This is a genomic window from Bacteroides sp. MSK.20.82 (assembly GCF_019052485.1).
In the GTDB taxonomy this organism is placed as follows: domain Bacteria; phylum Bacteroidota; class Bacteroidia; order Bacteroidales; family Bacteroidaceae; genus Bacteroides; species Bacteroides thetaiotaomicron.
Genome location: NZ_JAHQUN010000023.1, coordinates 1 through 14,067, shown reverse-complemented (window position 1 = coordinate 14,067; position 14,067 = coordinate 1). Strand labels below are relative to the sequence as shown.

Sequence of the window (14,067 nt, the reverse complement as noted above, 5' to 3'; positions counted from 1 at the left end):
AGATAGTTATGCGTTTATCCGAATTAGGAACAGGTGAAAAAGGTGTCATCGTTAAGGTCTTGGGACACGGAGGCTTTCGTAAACGTATTGTGGAGATGGGTTTTATCAAAGGTAAAACTGTTGAAGTGTTGTTGAATGCTCCACTGAAAGACCCGATTAAATATAAAGTCTTAGGTTATGAAATATCTCTTCGTCGTCAGGAAGCGGAAATGATTGAAGTAGTCAGCGAGGAAGAAGCAAAAAAACAAGCCGAAAAAGCTGTATATCACGAAGGTTTGCCCGAAGATGTTTCTGTAAAAGAAGAAGATATGAAACGGTTGGCGTTAGGTAAGCGCCGTACTATCAACGTTGCTCTGGTCGGGAATCCGAACTCAGGCAAGACTTCTCTTTTCAATCTGGCTTCCGGTGCTCATGAGCATGTAGGAAACTATAGCGGTGTGACCGTAGATGCCAAAGAAGGGTATTTCGATTTCGAAGGTTATCATTTCCGTATTGTCGATTTGCCGGGAACGTATTCACTGTCAGCTTATACACCGGAAGAAATTTATGTCCGCCGTCACATTGTTGATGAAACACCGGACGTAATCATCAATGTAGTCGATTCTTCAAATCTGGAACGAAATCTGTATCTGACTACCCAACTGATTGACATGAATGTCCGCATGGTAGTGGCTTTGAATATTTACGATGAGCTGGAATCCAGCGGTAATACATTGGATTATCATTTGTTGAGTAAATTGTTCGGGGTGCCGATGGTGCCTACTGTCAGCAAGAAGAATCGTGGACTGGATACCTTGTTTCATGTAGTAATCAACCTTTATGAAGGGGTCGATTTCTTTGACAAGCAGGGAAATATGAATCCGGAAGTTCTGAAAGACTTGACCGAATGGCATGATTCTCTGGAAGACCGGAAGAACCATGAGGAAGAACATCTGGAGGATTACGTGCGCGAACATAAAAGGAAAGGGCGTGTATTCCGTCATATCCATATCAATCATGGTCCCGATCTGGAAAAAGCGATTGACGCTGTAAAAGAGGAAGTATCCAAGAATGAATTTATCCGCCATAAATATTCTACCCGCTTTCTGTCTATCAAGTTGTTGGAAAACGATCCCGATATAGAGAGCTTTGTACGGACGCTGCCCAATGCGGGAGAGATTTTCCGTATTCGCGACAAGATGGCCAAGCGCGTTCAGGAAACGATGAACGAGGATTGCGAATCCGCCATAACGGATGCCAAATACGGTTTTATCAGTGGTGCGCTGAAAGAGACATTTACTGACAATCATCTGGAGCAGGCGCAGACGACGAAGGTGCTGGATGCTATCGTTACTCATCGTATCTGGGGGTATCCTATCTTTTTCCTTTTCATGTACTTGATGTTTGAGGGAACGTTTGTTCTCGGAGAATATCCGATGATGGGAATTGAATGGCTGGTGGGGCAAATCGGTGACTTGATTCGCAATAACATGTCGGAGGGGCCGTTGAAGGATATGCTGGTTGACGGTATCGTAGGCGGTGTAGGTGGTGTTATCGTCTTTCTGCCCAATATTCTGATTCTGTATTTCTGTATTTCGCTGATGGAAGACTCCGGTTATATGGCCCGTGCAGCGTTTATAATGGATAAAATTATGCATAAGATGGGCTTGCATGGAAAATCGTTTATTCCGTTGATTATGGGATTCGGTTGTAATGTGCCTGCTATCATGGCTTCCCGTACTATTGAGAACCGGAAAAGCCGTTTGATTACGATGTTGATTAACCCGTTGATGTCTTGTAGCGCGCGTCTGCCCATTTATCTTTTGTTGGTAGGGGCTTTTTTCCCGAACAATGCGAGTTTGGTGTTGTTAAGTATTTATGCGATCGGAATTTTTCTGGCTGTGCTGTTGGCGCGTCTGTTCAGCAAGTTTTTGGTAAAGGGTGATGATACTCCTTTTGTGATGGAGCTTCCTCCTTATCGAATGCCGACGGCAAAATCCATATTCCGTCATACATGGGAGAAGGGAGCGCAGTATCTGAAAAAAATGGGAGGGATTATTATGATTGCTTCTATTATCATCTGGTTCCTCGGATATTATCCGAACCATGAGGCGTATGAGACAGTAGCTGAACAACAGGAAAATTCTTATATCGGTCAGTTAGGACGGGCTATAGAGCCGGTGATAAAGCCGATGGGCTTTGACTGGAAGTTGGGTATCGGTTTGATTTCCGGAGTAGGGGCAAAAGAGCTGGTCGTTAGTACGCTGGGTGTTTTGTATGTGGATGATCCGGAGGCCGATGAGGCTAGCCTGGCGGAACGGATTCCGATAACTCCTTTAGTGGCGTTCTGTTATATGCTGTTTGTGCTGATTTACTTCCCTTGTATTGCGGCATTGGCGGCTATTAAGCAAGAGTCCGGCAGTTGGAAGTGGGCGCTCTTTGCAGCTTGCTATACCACAGGGCTGGCCTGGTTGGTGGCATTTTCAGTTTATCAGATTGGAGGAATGTTTGTATGAATAATTGGCAGGAATGGGTAGTCGGAGTACTGATTGTACTCTGCATTGCCCGTGTAATATATGGAATTTATCTTTTTTTTCGTCGTACGCGAGAAAGTGAGAATCCTTGTGATAGCTGCGTAAGTGGCTGTGATTTAAAGGATATGATGGAGAAGAAACGTCAAGAGTGCGGTGTAAAGAAAAAAAGTACAAAGAAAAATTGCTGCGGATAGTTGGTAGTTTCAAAATTTGTACTACCTTTGCAACCGCAAACGAGAAAAAATGGTTCCTTGGATGAGTGGCTTAGTCAGCGGTCTGCAAAACCGTGTACGGCGGTTCGAATCCGCCAGGAACCTCATAAAACCCTTTCAGATGATCTCTGAGAGGGTTTTTCTTTTCTCTTAATCCAAAATGTTCCCACTTTGTTCCCAGCTTTTGGTTAATACCATGATATAAGGATGGTGTTTTGAGAGGAAGGCTGTTTTTTATTCTTCTATTTCTTTTATTCTTTCGATTTGTTTATTCAAGAAGTAATCAGTATAAAGAGAATATTCTCCAGTTTCGCAAAAAGATATTAATCCTTTCTTGTAGTCCAAGACATTAAAATAGCAAGATTCTTAACTTCGCTATGATAAAGCTCAGAAAGCTTTGATAAAGGGCTTTCGATGATGAATGCAGCTTTATTTATTTGTTCTTCATTAAATATCTGTTTCATGTATTCCAATTGTCTCACTATTGTTTTTATCCTTGACCGACCCTTGACATCATTAGCGGAATTTGTCGGAAATGGCGGTATTTCATCTAAATTGAAATCCTAAAAGGGACATTGGAGATATTTACTGGTTTATTTTTTTTTCTTCTCTCCAATAATCGTAATACTGCATGGGATTCCACCTTTCAGCATTTCTGCGTGGATAATGACCGGATTGGCATACATACCGTTCTGACATTCTATGCTAATTTTACCATTTTTGTCAGTTTGTATAGTAGGATTCCAATAAAGTGTACGGCGACGATGGTTGACATTTGCAGTCGGTATTTTGTCTTTGTAGACAGGAGAATAGAAAGCTAATGGGCGAGAATATCCTTGGATTATTGTACGACGTGTTCCATGGGCAGCCTTCATTGACTTTTGCGTTAATCTGCTATAATTGGAGTCAAAATGCGGAGTTATGTAGAATAAAGCATATTGTCCGAATCTTGAAAAATCGATATTGACGTTTACATTATTGTTGATTCCTGATGATTTCTTTCTAAAAAGGGGTTCTGATTTGGCCTTTTCAGTATCGTCTAACGATATTTTTTTCTTTGCAGCATCTCCATAAAGATAGAAACTGTCATCAAAGGTACGTGGGGGATTCATTGCTGTCATCATGTCTTTTACATTTTGTCCTTTTGTCATATTTGAACCGTGTATTGAATTAAGCACTTCATTAGTATACGAATTGCTTCCTTCGCATATCATAATCTGTTTTATACCATCTATCTCATTCCACAATGTCCAAGCAGTTAAAGTATCAAGTACTTGTTTGCCAACAATGAGACAGATTGTTTTCTCTTTATATCGTGAGCTTCCGTCTTGCACATCGTATGAAAAGTTAGGATTCACTTTACTAAGCAAGTCAGGTATAGTATTAATTACTATTCCCTGATCGCGTAATTCATCAACCAATCGCGTTACATCATAGTATGCGTCTACGCTTTTCTCGAATACTTGAGTAGTGATGTTCTTATTTTTTCTTTTTTTTGCTATTTCCACTTCGCTCAATAAATAGGTGTTGTTAGTTTTGCTAATAGAATCTACATATAGCGAGTCTATACGGTTGGAAAGGGTGATCCATGAGTTTTTGTCCATCCACTGTGGATGTTCTTCTTCATAGCTGAAGGCGCGTGGGGTAGGGGCGAAGTTACGGTCGAGCATAACAGAAGCATCTTTCTTATGTTTAGATCCCCTACAGCGTATCTGGAATACCGCTTCTACTTCTCCTTCAAAACTAGTAACCGGAAGTTGAAATTTGCCGTTTTCATCTGTAAACGTATTTCCTGCTACAAATGTATTGTCCACTTTAGCCATGACGCTTACCTCCATATCTTTCATTTCTTTTTTTAATAGAGAAGAACGAATCTGTCCTTGTAGTAACAACTCTTTTTCAGCTGACTGTTGAAGTAGCTTTTCATTTTTACCGGAAATAAGTTGTGATAAGTCATATTGACGCCAACCGTGAACCATGAGCAAAACATCAAGTTCTTGCAATTTGCGAAGTGTAATATCTGCAAAATAATACCCCGGTTTATCAATATATCCTTTTAAACCGGATGTTAATAACATATCTGTAAATATATTATTATCATATTCTGCATAATCCGAACGTATAGCATCTCTTACTGATATGGATAAAGAACCTTGTAAAGGATTTCCTTTTTGATCTGTTACTTGTATTTCGCAGCGAATTGGTTCGAAAGGCCGGTAAATGTCTTTAATTCCATTTAATTGTATTGAATTCAATTTATTGGGTTGCACAAATGTAAATCGTTCGCACAGCATATTCCCGGTTTTGTCTAGTAGACTGACTTGGTATATGCCTCCGGGAAGATCGCGCGTTTTAAGTAAGAAAGTTTGATTTCCACCTGATCTCATTCGTAGTATCCAATACGAATAGGGGCGACCTTCATGACTTATGAATGCTACAATGTCTGCATCCGGGGTATTCTCATTGCTCAATACGTTACCTACAATAGCTCCGCTTGAATTATTCACGTTCAATACATATCCGGCGGAAAGGGCGTCCGGTAGATTGAATTTATATTCTTTTTCTTTATAAGTTACTTTAGCTACTGCTGGTTTTTCTTCGGGTGTATAAGTGAATATTCCCATTCCGTCATGTAGGGTTTTTATTTCTGTCAGCTTTTCCCCGTCTTTCGTATAAATGGCACCTTCAAGGATAACATTACCATCTTCTCTACTTTCAGCTTTAAATGCCACACGAGAAGAGATGCCTTTCACGAGTGTTCCTCCTTCGGGAAAGAATTGGATAGCAAGTTTATCTGTCACATTTTTCGGTCGCTGTTTCATGGAAGGATTCAGATTATAGGTCGAAATCCTCCGTTCTGGTCTTTCTTCTTGTGCAGACTGATAGATCGGGAATGTACGTGAGAAGTAAGAAGGTTCGCTGAATGCGAGCATCCAACGGGTGTAAGCTCTGATTTCATAATAGCCGGACATGGTACTTTCATTCAGGATTATCTGTCCATGTCCTTCACCGCTATTCAATTCAATGATTTGGCGTTGGGTAATATGCCCTGTCTGGTCGAGCATTTCTACATAAAGGGGTTTGCTGATGGTGCTTGGCATATTGTTCTCAGCATATACCGTGTAGGCTTTAAACCATATAGTATCTCCTACATAATAACTACTATTATCAAAATGCAAGTATACCTTCTCACGTGGGTATGTGTCAGCAAAAGCAACGGCATTATCGAAGAACTGTTTGAAGATGATGTCGCTGCTAGCGTTTTGTGAACGGAGAAACAAAATGCTATGTAGACTGCAAAATAGAATTAAAAGTATTCGTTTCATTATTGTGACATGTAAGGTTGTTAATCATAGCTAAACTCATTGCAACTAAACATGATATAAATTTCTTTGCTTGTATATTTTTGATAGATACCGTGTCGCACTGCAGTTTTAAATTCTTCCGAAACATTGCCTGCGTATTCAGCTGTTATGAGATATTCTCCAGTCTTCCTAAATTTTGGAACAGTAACTTCATATCTTCCGCCTACTAATTGGGGAAAAACTAAATATCCATCAACAAGCACTCTTACAGAAAAAGATGAGCCACACTTAGGATCATTAATTATGAATTTTAGTGATTCCATATTGTTGAAATCCTGTGAATTATAACCATAAGGGTTATTATAAGTTGGCTGATTGTAATCTTTATAATGCCATCCAGTTGCAAGGTTTTTATTGTACCATTTTTCTTTATCATTAATACTTTTATCTGCTTTCCCTGGGAAATCTTTATGCAACAATCTATATCTAAACTGAACTCTAGTAGGCAAATGTGTAGCATTTAAATCCATAGGATCTTGAAATCCATTGACTTTCACTATTCCATAATTATAATTCCCCGGGCCCCCTTCACCTAAATAACGCCAAGGAAATGCAGTAGTACCACTTATTAGCCTATGTTGTACTTGCATATATTGATAATCCATCCAATTAGCTTCTGTAATAGGAGGATAACAAGTCCAAATAATGGTCATATAATATATGCAAGTATCAGGACCATGTCCAGAAGGAAAATCACGACAGGATACCTGATATTCATATAGAGCAGGTAGCGCACCTTCTCTATCTTTCCACCAATCCATCCCCTCTTCATATTCTTGTTTAGTGAAGAATGCATTAGTAGCAGACGTTGAGTTGGATATTGTGTTGTCTTTACCAAGCATAGTACTATCTGTTGCTACATCTGAACTTATTAAAGTATTGCTTTCGTTTAAGAGAGTTTGTTCTATTCCTTTTATTTCAGTGACAGCAATAGTTTGCAAATCATTATTACATGCAGCAAATAGTGCATAAAATAATAATGCAAGCAATGAGCCGGAAAAATAATTAATTGTTTTCATAACTACTGGATTTTAAATAATGTTACTATTTTTCGGACTTTAAGGCGTTGTGTAAAATATGTTTTTGTTATTTGCTTGGATCTCTTTAAAGTATTTAAAATTGTTGGTTTATTCTCTGACCTTTAATATAGATAAAAAAATGACGTAAAAAAAATAATCCTGTCTTATTTATATATGTTTAATATCTTCTTGAAGTTTTGTATCGATAACTCTCCTTCAATTGCTCTTATTGTATCCATATCTATTCCTCATGGCATTACTATAATGTTTAAAATTGACCATATATATCCTGCCAGCGTAAAACCGGTGTAACGGAAGAGTTTTCTCGCAGTGTGTACATAGCTTTAGTTCCAATCTGTCTACTATAACCCGGTTCCTGAGCTTCCGCTTCACCAGATCACAGGATATATACATTCTCTTGTAACATATCTTCGACAATAAGCTATAGATCGCTTCCTGTATTTAGCAAAATGAGTGCAATCCGGCCGGGATGATGTTTGATGTATGTCATGGCCTTTCAGTTGTCGTTTGATGAGATTTTCAAACGGGGACAAACGGACTGCAAGAATGATAGAAAGTATTTCTTTGATGAATGTTGGCATCATTCCCGTATATCCTGTCAAAGATTCGGATATACTGAATTACAGAAAAGGACTGATAGCGTTTTATGAAATGGAAGACTACAGCCTATATACTGATTATTTTCTGGATAGACAGATTGAACGAATTAAGGAAATAGAATAATTCTTTGCTTACTCGTTTCAGCTTTTCTAAAATTATCCCATAAATACTGTTTATGCTGTTGAGGTGTCAAAAGTTTGCTAGGGAAAAATAAGGATTTGCTAATATGGAGGCAATATTTAGAATTAAAATGCGTAAAGATTATGCAACCAAGGATAGGAAGCGACCAATCTCTTAATATTTTTTATCAAGCCCTGACATTGGAATATCGTAGTACTGAACCTTGTAGTTGTTATAATAAGGCGATTGATGAAATTTGCAGGAGGAGCTACATAGAAAAAGAGGAATTTTGTCGATAGTTGCTCTCATTACATTCATTAATGGTATTATTAAAGCCTGTTCTTTTACCTTTCTGAAATATATTTTGTATTTTTGTTATATATTATTGGAGATATGAAAATTAAAGATAAGATAACTCAGAGTCTTGCAAGTATAACTGTTGAATTACAGGAAATAAGTCCTGATTTTTATGTTATAGGTGCATCTGCTATGATTTTATCAGGTATAGAGGTCGGAGAAACTGCTGATATCGATATTTTGACTACCGAAATGAATTCATGCAAATTGCAACACTTGCTAAAAACATATATGGAAATATCTCCGGAAACAAAAGAGGATGATTTGTTTCGTTCTAATTTTGCCAGATTCAAACTTCCTTTAATGGATATTGAGGTCATGGGGGATCTTCAAATTAAGAAAAACGATATTTGGCAGTCTGTTTGTGTAAAAGAATATGAGGAAATATTCATTGGGAATTTAATTATCAAGATACCAACTATAGAAGAGCAAAAAAGAATCTTATCTCTTTTTGGCAGAGAGAAAGATTTAAAGAGGATTTTAATACTAAATCACTATCTCTTATGAAACTATAACTATTATATTCAGCCAAAATGGCAGAGTGCACCGTTAAGATCGGTTGATTGATGATATCTAATTTAAAACGAATGCGTATATGAATACAGATTTTGTAAACTTAACAAAGGAAAACCTCAGTGATGAGCATCTATGCTGCATTATTCGCAGTAAAAAGCCTCATGCAGGTATTGACGCGAAGCGGCAATGGCTTTCCGACAGACTAAATGAAGGTCATGTTTTTAGAAAGCTAAATGCAAAAGCTACGGTTTTTATTGAGTATGCACCTCTTGAGACAGCTTGGGTTCCCATCATTGGTGATAACTATTATTATCTGTATTGCTTATGGGTCTTAGGAAGTCCTAAGGGGAATGGGTATGGAAGAGCTTTGATGGAATATTGCCTGACAGACGCCAAAGAAAAAGGCAAATCCGGTGTTTGTATGCTTGGCTCAAAGAAGCGGAAGAACTGGCTTTCTGACCAATCGTTTGCGAAGAAATTCGGTTTTGAAGTTGTTGATGCGACTGATAATGGATATGAACTGCTTGCACTTTCTTTTGACGGGACAATGCCGAAATTTGCGCAAAACGCGAAAAAAATGAAAATTGAAAGCGAAGATCTGACTATTTATTATGATATGCAATGCCCTTATATTTATCAAAAGATTGAAATGGTAAAACAGTATTGTGATACAAATAACGTTCCTGTATCTTTAATTCAAGTGGATACACTCCAAAAAGCGAAAGACCTGCCTTGTGTTTTCAATAACTGGGGCGTTTTTTATAAAGGAAATTTTGAAACAGTGAACTTACTTTTAGATGTCGAACATTTAAAGAGAATACTTAAAAAATAAATAAGCAGATGCAGATAATGATGGATTAATGAGATAGGGTTATTCTCTGTTTTATTTATCCTGTCTCTTTATTTTTTTTTGTTTCTGAAACGATAAGCGGATCAATAACCAGGCGATTAAGAGACAGATCACGATGGCAGTGAAAACTCCTTTGCGATAAGAATCCTCCAGCTGAATGCTGCATTTTACACTGTCGATATTGGTATCGACCGGATGTACCCATACACTGGTCAGAGGTGTTTCGTATTCCTTTCCGTTTGCCTTGATGGATGCCAGAGGTAGTTTGGTGTTTCCTGGCTTCTTGAAACGTATGCGGTAGCTGAATCCCTGCTCGTAGATATTTGTCAATATGCCGTTTTTTACTGTATGACCGGCTTTGTGTGGTGTTGCTCCTTCAACTGTTTCTATAAGCGTTCCGAAGTCGGGTGGAGATACAGAATCGAAATCGGCTGTGCTGATGTATTTTAATTCAAGCTCTTGTCCTGCTTTGGCTCCATTGCGGGGAGTGTCCAGTTCCATATAGAAACGTTTTGTTTCTTGGGCAAAACTTTTTAGTCCTATAGGCAAACTGATAGTGATAAACAATATAATTCTTATTAGTTGTTGGATAATGTATGCATGCATATTCCTTATGTGAGATATAATTATAAATGATGAAAAAAATATTGTTTACTTTCGGTTTGCCTATTTCTGCTTATCTATTTTTAGCCGATATAAAATTCAGTCGGGATTAGTTTGAAATCAACAAATTGATTTTCTACCGGGGCGGACTTTAATAGAAAAGGGACGATGCCATCGGATGGTAAAGCCTTGCGTGGCAGTGCTGTCTGTTTGTCGAATTTATAGGTGGCACACCATGCGTTGGCGTCACCACATACACTTTTGCCGATACGAAAACAGAATTCGCTGGTATCATCGCGTAATGTCTGTATTAGTTTGCGGCAATCACCGGGGATTTGGTCGGCATCTTGCAATACATTTATTTCTTCTGCTATTTGTTTTAGCCATTCGGTGTCGTGAATGTGTTTTTGATCAAGTGCAAAAACAAATACGGCAGGATAATAATCGTTATTACCGGGCATCCATAGGGCGGTATTAGCTTGCACTACCGCGGCATAAACAATAGGAGCCTCGGTATATTTTCTTTTCCAACGATCTTTGAATAGCCAGGGGGCGCTGCCTGCCATAGCTTTGAAAAAAGAAGTGCTCATGTCACGTGGTGTCTGCAGGTAAGGGGCGAGTTTGTTCAGGTTAGTTGGATTCTTGAAGTTTTCCCGCTCTTCTTTTTCGCGGAGGCGCTCTTTTTCTTCTTCCTCTGCAGATTTTGCGCGTTTGGCGCGTAGTTCTGTTACATCATAACCTTGTGATTCCATTTGTGCGATGTCTTCTTCACTCATGTTCTTTTCCCAATCTTTGCCGGGATTTACAAATAATGCCATAATCTTTGTTTTTTAATTGGTTATTTATTGCTTCTTGAAAATAGTGTTTGTTTTATAAGATATAAATTTATATATAAAATTTAATATTAAAATATTGATTCATAGTATATTAATGATATATATAATAATATTAGCTATATATTTGGATTCAAAAATACATTCTTTTATTTAAAAACAAATAATAAATGGAAGGTTTTTTATCTGCAAATCTATTATTCTTCTTGTTTGATATCTTCTTGGATTTATATTTATATCTTTGCAGTCATAAATATCGGATTTTAGTCGAATATATTCATGAATCGTATCAAAGGCATACTATATGCGTCGGTTTCCTCTTCCACTTTTGGGCTGGCTCCGTTTTTTTCATCACTTTATTGCTGATCGGTTTTTCAGCTTTCGAAATACTTTCTTATCGTTGGGGGATAGCTTCGGTAGTGTTAATCATATTCGGATTATTTTCCGGCTGTGACTTTCGGTTGAAAAGAAAGGATTTGGCAGTTGTGTTTGCTTTGAGCCTGTTGAGGGGGTAAGCATGGTTGTGTTTCGTGAACATCGAATGAAAAGGATATAAAAAATGCCGCATATAGCGGCATTTGAATTTTGAGGAGAGCCTCTTGTCGGATTCGAACCAACGACCCCGAGATTACAAATCACGTGCTCTGGCCAACTGAGCTAAAGAGGCGTTTTCTGTTTTGCGGATGCAAAGGTACGAATTTATTTTAAAAATGCAAATACATCGTGTACTTTTTTTATATTTGCAGTCTCACTAATGATTGCAAGAAGATGAAAAAGAAAATTATGAATGTATGTGGTGTGGCTTTATTAGCCGTTAGTTTACTGGCTTGTTCAGGCCAGAAGAAAGGAGCAGAAGCTACTGAAAGTGCTTCCGACGCAGTGAAAGTGACTGCTGAAGCGACGTCGGCACAGGCTGATAGTACAGGATATATTGTCAGAATAGGGGAGATGGCCCCTGATTTTACGATTACATTGACGGATGGCAAACAAGTGACTTTGTCATCTCTTCGTGGGAAGGTTGTCATGTTGCAGTTTACAGCAAGTTGGTGCGGAGTATGCCGTAAGGAAATGCCTTTTATAGAAAAAGACATTTGGCTGAAGCATAAGGATAATGCAGACTTTGCACTGATTGGAATAGACCGTGACGAACCGCTTGAAAAAGTGCTTGCCTTCGCAAAGTCTACCGGAGTGACTTACCCGCTGGGACTGGATCCGGGAGCTGATATTTTTGCAAAATATGCATTGCGTGATGCCGGAATCACACGGAATGTGCTGATAGACCGGGAAGGAAAGATTGTAAAACTGACTCGTCTGTATAATGAAGAAGAGTTCGCTTCACTGGTTCAGCAGATCAATGAAATGCTGAAATAAGTGCTTATTGCCGGTCTCTGAACCGGATGCGGGCACAATAAATATAGTGTCACTATCATACTGGGATGGTGACACTATATCGTTAGTATGGTTACACTATTCTGATGTGATAGTGTCACTATCCTGAATAGGGCTTTTTCTGATTAAAATAATACGCTGTCAGGCAAGGCTCAGCTTTGCCAGATAGTCATAATGTTTTCCTTCTTTGATTAATTCCGCTTTGAATCCACATTCGGAGGCGTATAGGCTAAGAGTCTGAAAATCGATATATAGCCAGTCGAATGTATCTCCTTTTACATCCTTGTATTGCATCTGGAAATCTACTTCTCCATAATAATCGCCTGCCAGATCGATAAGCATGCTACCGTCTTCTTCTTCGAAAAGATAGCGCAGATCACTTGAATCCATCAGAATACATCCGCCAGGGCGTAGGATACGTTTCATCCGTTGGAAGAAGGCAGGCATATTATTTAGTGTTCCTATGATGCCCGAACCATTCATCAGCATCAGAACCGTATCGAATGTTTCGGTGAATGTTTCGTCAAAGAGATTGATGAGGCGGGAATCTTTTACGCCGCGTTGTTTCATTACTTCGTTGGAAAGCGGAGAGATGTCAATGGCGCAAACTTCTTTTCCCATTTCTTGAAGTGCCAATGCGTGGCAGCCGCTTCCGGCTCCTACATCTAATATTCTTCCCGTAGCCATTTGCAGAGCAGTGCGTTCGAGAACTGGCATGGACTGTATACTTCGGAATAATTCCTTAACGGGGATTTCATCTTCTTCGAATTGAGAAGAGAATACTCGCAAGCGGTCAGCTCTGTGATGATTGAAATAATCGGAGATTGCAGCTCCCATCGGGTCCTTTTCTGCGGAAAGGGTTATTGTTGCCATTTTGGTGATTATGTATTGTTTTATCCGCCAAAGATAAACAATTCCGTAGAAAAGGCTTATCTTTGCATCAGAAATGTGAATGCTAACAATATAATATATATGAGTATAGAAGATGCAATCATGGGTGGAATCGTCTTTAAAGGTAAGAAAGATAAGCCCCAGGAGGAGGAGAAAGTGAAGACGAAAGCGAAGAAAGCGACTTATATTCGTGGACAACATGGTTCCGGAGCCGCGAAGATGAAAGCGGATATTCGGAAAAAGAGAGCTAACCGACATAAAAAATAAATGGGAACAATTGTTTGTATACTAGCACTTTTGCTGGCTGGCCATGGACTTGGTTTGATCATTAAGATGAGGATGTTTTGTCTTTTAATCAAGAGAGTCGAAACGAAATACATTAAGAAGATAGATGGAATAGTAGTGGATGTTGATACTTATGTGAAGGATGGAAAGCTTCTTATGCGCCCGTCTGTTGAATTTACATTAGAAGGAGAGGGTGAAAAATGCTGTCGGTCTATCAATCCCAATATTATTGTGGAGGATATCACACAATTTTCATATTACCCGAAAGATTTTCATATAGGTGATAAAGTTACGGTTTGGTATAATTTGGATAATGATGCAATGTTTGTCGAGCAAAAAATGCAATTGACAAGATTGTTTGTTCGTTTATTTATTCCCGGATGTTTTTTCATTATTTCAAGCATTTTGGGGATGTGTTATGTCATGAATAGCTAACAACCTTATAAAAAGAAGCGGGGCAGGATGATCATCCTGCCCCGCTTCTTTTTATAAG

General features: G+C 38.7%; 13 protein-coding genes, 2 tRNA genes and 3 pseudogenes. 10 read left to right on the top strand and 8 right to left on the bottom strand.

Translation table 11 applies throughout. From position 1 onward, the window contains the following. Positions 1-8: 8 nt before the first annotated feature. The 3 genes from feoB (at position 9) to KTR07_RS17455 (ending at position 2,830) form a co-directional block, all read left to right on the top strand. Positions 9-2,495: a ferrous iron transport protein B gene (gene feoB / locus KTR07_RS17465; RefSeq protein ID WP_008767925.1), complete on the top strand. Its 2,487-nt coding sequence runs from the start codon at positions 9-11 to the stop codon at positions 2,493-2,495. Further along, entirely contained in the window at positions 2,492-2,707 is a 216-nt protein-coding gene (locus tag KTR07_RS17460; RefSeq protein ID WP_008762135.1) for a hypothetical protein, read from the top strand. The genes feoB and KTR07_RS17460 overlap by 4 nt, the downstream gene beginning before the upstream one ends. A gap of 51 nt (positions 2,708-2,758) precedes the next feature. Next, a tRNA-Cys gene (locus KTR07_RS17455) sits at positions 2,759-2,830 on the top strand. A 129-nt stretch (positions 2,831-2,959) separates the two neighbouring features. Here the strand turns inward: KTR07_RS17455 and KTR07_RS28780 are convergent. The 4 genes and pseudogenes from KTR07_RS28780 to KTR07_RS17440 all read right to left on the bottom strand — a co-directional run. After that, positions 2,960-3,076 (bottom strand): annotated as a pseudogene (locus KTR07_RS28780) (Fic family protein); the annotation flags it as partial. After that, positions 3,049-3,189 carry a hypothetical protein gene (locus KTR07_RS17450; protein ID WP_176702566.1) on the bottom strand — a complete coding sequence of 47 codons (141 nt, stop codon included), beginning with the start codon at positions 3,187-3,189 and terminating at the stop codon, positions 3,049-3,051. The gene KTR07_RS17450 and the pseudogene KTR07_RS28780, both read right to left, overlap by 28 nt. 129 nt (positions 3,190-3,318) lie before the next feature. Beyond that, complete coding sequence (locus KTR07_RS17445; protein WP_113748333.1) at positions 3,319-6,051, bottom strand: hypothetical protein; 2,733 nt, start codon at positions 6,049-6,051, stop codon at positions 3,319-3,321. A 20-nt stretch (positions 6,052-6,071) separates the two neighbouring features. Further along, a complete protein-coding gene (locus KTR07_RS17440; protein ID WP_011107880.1) occupies positions 6,072-7,109 on the bottom strand; it encodes a hypothetical protein in 1,038 nt (345 codons plus the stop codon). Positions 7,110-7,652: 543 nt separating this feature from the next. Between KTR07_RS17440 and KTR07_RS17435 the strand changes: the two are divergent. The 3 genes and pseudogenes from KTR07_RS17435 to KTR07_RS17425 all read left to right on the top strand — a co-directional run. After that, positions 7,653-7,853: pseudogene (locus KTR07_RS17435) on the top strand (hypothetical protein); the annotation flags it as partial. A 390-nt stretch (positions 7,854-8,243) separates the two neighbouring features. After that, positions 8,244-8,714 carry a hypothetical protein gene (locus KTR07_RS17430; RefSeq protein WP_008762139.1) on the top strand — a complete coding sequence of 157 codons (471 nt, stop codon included), beginning with the start codon at positions 8,244-8,246 and terminating at the stop codon, positions 8,712-8,714. A gap of 88 nt (positions 8,715-8,802) precedes the next feature. Next, positions 8,803-9,555, top strand: coding sequence for an N-acetyltransferase (locus KTR07_RS17425; RefSeq protein WP_011107878.1), 753 nt, complete (start codon positions 8,803-8,805; stop codon positions 9,553-9,555). Between the two features lie 51 nt (positions 9,556-9,606). On the opposite strand, the gene KTR07_RS17420 is transcribed toward KTR07_RS17425, so the two are convergent. Together KTR07_RS17420 and KTR07_RS17415 are read right to left on the bottom strand one after the other, a co-directional pair. Further along, positions 9,607-10,074 carry a hypothetical protein gene (locus KTR07_RS17420; RefSeq protein ID WP_224200424.1) on the bottom strand — a complete coding sequence of 156 codons (468 nt, stop codon included), beginning with the start codon at positions 10,072-10,074 and terminating at the stop codon, positions 9,607-9,609. A 185-nt stretch (positions 10,075-10,259) separates the two neighbouring features. Next, positions 10,260-10,994: a hypothetical protein gene (locus KTR07_RS17415; RefSeq protein WP_008762142.1), complete on the bottom strand. Its 735-nt coding sequence runs from the start codon at positions 10,992-10,994 to the stop codon at positions 10,260-10,262. Between the two features lie 294 nt (positions 10,995-11,288). On the opposite strand from KTR07_RS17415, the pseudogene KTR07_RS28460 reads away from it, so the two are divergent. Further along, a pseudogene (locus tag KTR07_RS28460) lies at positions 11,289-11,518 on the top strand (EamA/RhaT family transporter); the annotation flags it as partial. A gap of 84 nt (positions 11,519-11,602) precedes the next feature. On the opposite strand, the gene KTR07_RS17410 reads toward KTR07_RS28460, so the two are convergent. Beyond that, a tRNA-Thr gene (locus tag KTR07_RS17410) sits at positions 11,603-11,676 on the bottom strand. 101 nt (positions 11,677-11,777) lie between these two features. On the opposite strand from KTR07_RS17410, the gene KTR07_RS17405 reads away from it, so the two are divergent. Next, positions 11,778-12,380, top strand: coding sequence for a TlpA disulfide reductase family protein (locus KTR07_RS17405; protein WP_011107875.1), 603 nt, complete (start codon positions 11,778-11,780; stop codon positions 12,378-12,380). 159 nt (positions 12,381-12,539) lie between these two features. Here KTR07_RS17405 and KTR07_RS17400 read toward each other — a convergent pair whose 3' ends face one another. Then, the gene (locus KTR07_RS17400; protein WP_008762145.1) at positions 12,540-13,271 is read right to left on the bottom strand and encodes a bifunctional 2-polyprenyl-6-hydroxyphenol methylase/3-demethylubiquinol 3-O-methyltransferase UbiG; all 732 of its coding nucleotides are present in this window, start codon (positions 13,269-13,271) and stop codon (positions 12,540-12,542) included. A gap of 99 nt (positions 13,272-13,370) precedes the next feature. Here KTR07_RS17400 and KTR07_RS17395 point away from each other — a divergent pair, with 99 nt between their 5' ends. Both KTR07_RS17395 and KTR07_RS17390 read left to right on the top strand, forming a co-directional pair. Beyond that, complete coding sequence (locus KTR07_RS17395) at positions 13,371-13,556, top strand: hypothetical protein (RefSeq protein ID WP_008762146.1); 186 nt, start codon at positions 13,371-13,373, stop codon at positions 13,554-13,556. Beyond that, a complete protein-coding gene (locus KTR07_RS17390; protein WP_008762147.1) occupies positions 13,557-14,009 on the top strand; it encodes a hypothetical protein in 453 nt (150 codons plus the stop codon). Positions 14,010-14,067 lie beyond the last annotated feature (58 nt).